3 protein-coding genes are annotated in these 3316 nt (G+C 66.2%); all 3 read right to left on the reverse strand.

Annotation, left to right across the window (positions count from 1 at the left end):
• Positions 1–184: 184 nt before the first annotated feature.
• The gene (locus tag AB0I04_RS55015) at positions 185–1039 is read right to left on the reverse strand and encodes a peptidoglycan-binding protein (protein WP_360905012.1); all 855 of its coding nucleotides are present in this window, start codon (positions 1037–1039) and stop codon (positions 185–187) included.
• A gap of 352 nt (positions 1040–1391) precedes the next feature.
• Complete coding sequence (locus tag AB0I04_RS55020; RefSeq protein ID WP_360905015.1) at positions 1392–1802, reverse strand: hypothetical protein; 411 nt, start codon at positions 1800–1802, stop codon at positions 1392–1394.
• A 283-nt stretch (positions 1803–2085) separates the two neighbouring features.
• Positions 2086–3072 carry a helix-turn-helix domain-containing protein gene (locus AB0I04_RS55025; RefSeq protein ID WP_360905018.1) on the reverse strand — a complete coding sequence of 329 codons (987 nt, stop codon included), beginning with the start codon at positions 3070–3072 and terminating at the stop codon, positions 2086–2088.
• Between the last annotated feature and the right edge of the window lie 244 nt (positions 3073–3316).

The following is a 3316-nucleotide window of genomic DNA, read 5'->3' on the forward strand; positions in this document are numbered from 1 at the left end:
CTGTTGAAGTAGTAACAGAACTCGCCGCTATCGCATTTGCCGTTGCGGCTCGCCGCCGAGGCGGGCGATGCGGTGGCGAGCACCGTCCCACCGAGCGCCACTGCGGCGGTCGCCACGGTGAGGATCTTGTTGAGCGTTCTCATGCTGTTTTCCTTCTTGGTCGTAGCCGGGGATTTCGGACGGGTCAGGCGCGCTTGTACTCCTCCCAGGTGTGGATGGTGACCTTGGGTCCGTCGTCCGGGCCGCGGTTGGCGAGGCCGTTCTGGCCGAGGTAGTAGTCGCCGATCTGGTGCTGGGCCTGGGAGGAGAGTTCGGTGTCGTTGATGGCGGCGGCGTGGATGTGCCAGGGCCAGTTGCCTTGGTTGGGGTTGCGCACCCAGGCTGCGAAGCCGACCCGGCGCAGGGCGCGGGTGACCGTGATGCGGGTGGCGGAGCTCATTCCTTTGACATTGACGTCGATGACGCCGCCGCCGTCGTGGGTGCCCGCGGAGGTGGGGTCACCGCCGGGGTTGTAGGAGCCCTGGTCCAGGACGAGTTTGCGGCCGAGCAGCCGTTGTGCCTCGTTCAGCATGGTCCGGGTGCGGGTGTTGATGACGAAGGTACCGAGGTGCACCCGGGCACCCGGGGTGATGACGTGGGTGACCTTGAAGCGTCCGGCGCCGAGCTTGACCAGCGATGTCTTGCCCGGCAGGCCGTTTGCTTGGAGACCCTTGTAGCCGAGCGACTTCTGGTATTTCGCGTAGGCGGTGACGGTTGTGGTGCCGAAGTACCCGTCCACCCACTTCTTGTCGAGCAGGTGCCGGTCGCGCAGCGCCCGCTCCACGAGGAGCACGCTGGCCTTGGCGCCGGGGGTCAGTTTGTTGTCGGGCCGCCGTGGATCGATCTGGGCCGCCTTGACGAGGGCTTCCATGTTCACGCTCGGAAGGGCCTTTGAAAGGGCCTTGCCGTGGGTCGTTTGTGTCGTCGCCTCGGCGGCTCCGGTCAGGGGGACGAGCAGGGTGGCCGCCGTGAGGGCGGCGGCGTATGAGGACAGCTTCATTGCTTCTCCTGGTCGCAGGTGGGGGGCGATGCCGAAGCGAAGATCACTGGGCCCTTCCACCCTGAAGTTGCAGGTGGGGCCTCTTGTGAGCCGGCTTGGGGCGCTCGTGCAGAACTACGTCGTCGTGACGTTGACCGCGCGGTTGGGTCCGTCGCCGGCGTCGTAGTACAGGTAGACATGACTGAGTGCGTTCACCGGTGACGTCACCGCGTAGGTGTCGATGAGGGAGCCGGAGCAATCTCAGCGCCGGCGTACGCCGCGGGTGACACGGCCAGGGTGGTCCCCGCCACGGCCGTGAACGCGGCGGCGACCGCCGCGTCACGGACGCGCGGACCCATGGTTTCCTTCGTCCTCAGCAACGTTCGCTGGTCTTGGCGGACGCTCCGTCCGGGATCCAGCCGATCGCCTGCGTGCAGTGCGCGAGAGTGTTGGCGCCGAGCGACCAGATCTCCGTTGATTTGGACCTGCACTGGGTGCCTTCCAGCGAGTCGCTGGTGTTGTCGCCGACGGCGACGCAGGCGTTCCAGGAACTATGCGTGCTGCGATATCCCGACCAGACGTATAGATAGGCCCAGTTCTTGCCACAGCCCTTGAACTGCTTGGCCGAGGCGAATGTCGTGCCGCCCGAATAAATGTGCGCGGTCGTGCCGATCTGCACGGTACTGGAGCACCCAGGAGCTGATCCGGCGTAAGCGACGGCGGGAATCCCCACGACCGCGGGCACGGCGAGGAGACCGGCCAGCGCCGCCTTCGCGAGCTTCATGATTTCGATCGACCCTTCTGTTCGAGATCCGCTCTAGCGCGGACGCGACAAGCCAGCGAGGAGCGAGGCGACGGTGAGCAAGGCGCCGAAGCAGGCCTTGACCTTCACTCTTGGTCCCCGATGGAGCAGGTTCGACGGACTCCCGCGATGTTCTTGTCACCTCACGGAGGTCGTCATCTGAAGCGTGCCGTGGGATGGTCCTCGAGTCTTTGACCGTCAGTCCACAAGCCTTGACGATCAGTCCACGCCGGAATCGAAGCTCGGGAGAAGAGCGTTCAGGGCGTCATTCGGCCGCCGCGCCGGACGGTTCGAGCATGTGGAAGCGGTAGTCCCTGGGCGAGAGGTCGTAGACGGCGCGGAAGGCGCGGGTGAAGGTGCTGTGATCGTTGAATCCCCAGCGAGCCGCGATCTGATGGACGGGAGTGAGTCGCTGCGCGGGATCGGCGAGGTCGCGGCGGGCTCGTTCGAGGCGTTGCCGGCGGATCCACGCCGAGACGGTGGTGCTGTGTTGCTGGAACAGCCGGTGCAGGTAAGCGACCGAAATGTGGTGGGCGGAGGCGATGGACCGCGGCGTCAGTTCCGGATCACGCAGGTGCCGTTGGACGAATGCTTCGATGCGCAGAAAGAGGGCGTCCTGGCCGGAGTCATACGGCGTAACGGCGTCGTCGAGATGGTGGGCAAGTGACGCGGTCATCAGGTCGGCGGCGACACCGCTCAGCCGGGGCACGTCCATCGCCCGGTAGGAGGCGGAGTCCGCGATCAGGCGGGTGAGGAACTGCCTGAGCAGCGCGCCGACGCCGCCCTGCCCGGAAAGGGACACACCAAGAATGCTGTCGAGCCGACGCCCGGGCAATGACACGAGCGCCCGGGGCACTTGCGCGCGCATCAGCGAAGCCGTACCGCCATCACCGGCGATTCGCGCCTGAACCGGATACCGGCTGTCGTACAGCGCGAAATCCCGCGTGCCCAGCATGGCTTCACGGCCGGCCTGGCTCATCACGAGCCGTCCGTGCAGCGGGAACAGCACACAGTACAGATCCGGATCGCATTCGCGGATCAGCCGAGGTGTCCGCCGCACTTCAGACGGCGAGCAGGTCAGCTCCACCACGTTGATGTCCGCCAGATCCAGCGCCCGCGCGATGGCGTGGAAGTTCGCCGGTTCCGAACTGATGAACCGCATCGGGTGCCCGCTATTGAGCTGGAGCTCATCGAAGGCGGCCTTGCGGTCCTGTGGCGGAAGGTCGTCGCTGCGGAACACCGTTTTGATCACAGGTCCATACTCCTCGAGGAGCGCCGGTGAGGGAACGGTCGCCTGTTCCTGCGCCAGTTCTTCACGTCGGTGACGCGGTATGCCGGCCGCCGGTACACGTCAGCTGCGAGATTTCGCGGTGGCGAGTGCTTGGGCGGCGTGGTGGTGGTCGCGTCACCTCCGGCCACACGCTGCTGGTGCACGGCGCCGGGACGACGGTCGGATTCGCCGCCGTGCAGATCGGCCTGATACGCGGCGCCCGGGT

Origin of the sequence: Actinoallomurus sp. NPDC050550 (assembly GCF_040655075.1) — a bacterium.
Classification (GTDB): domain Bacteria; phylum Actinomycetota; class Actinomycetes; order Streptosporangiales; family Streptosporangiaceae; genus Actinoallomurus.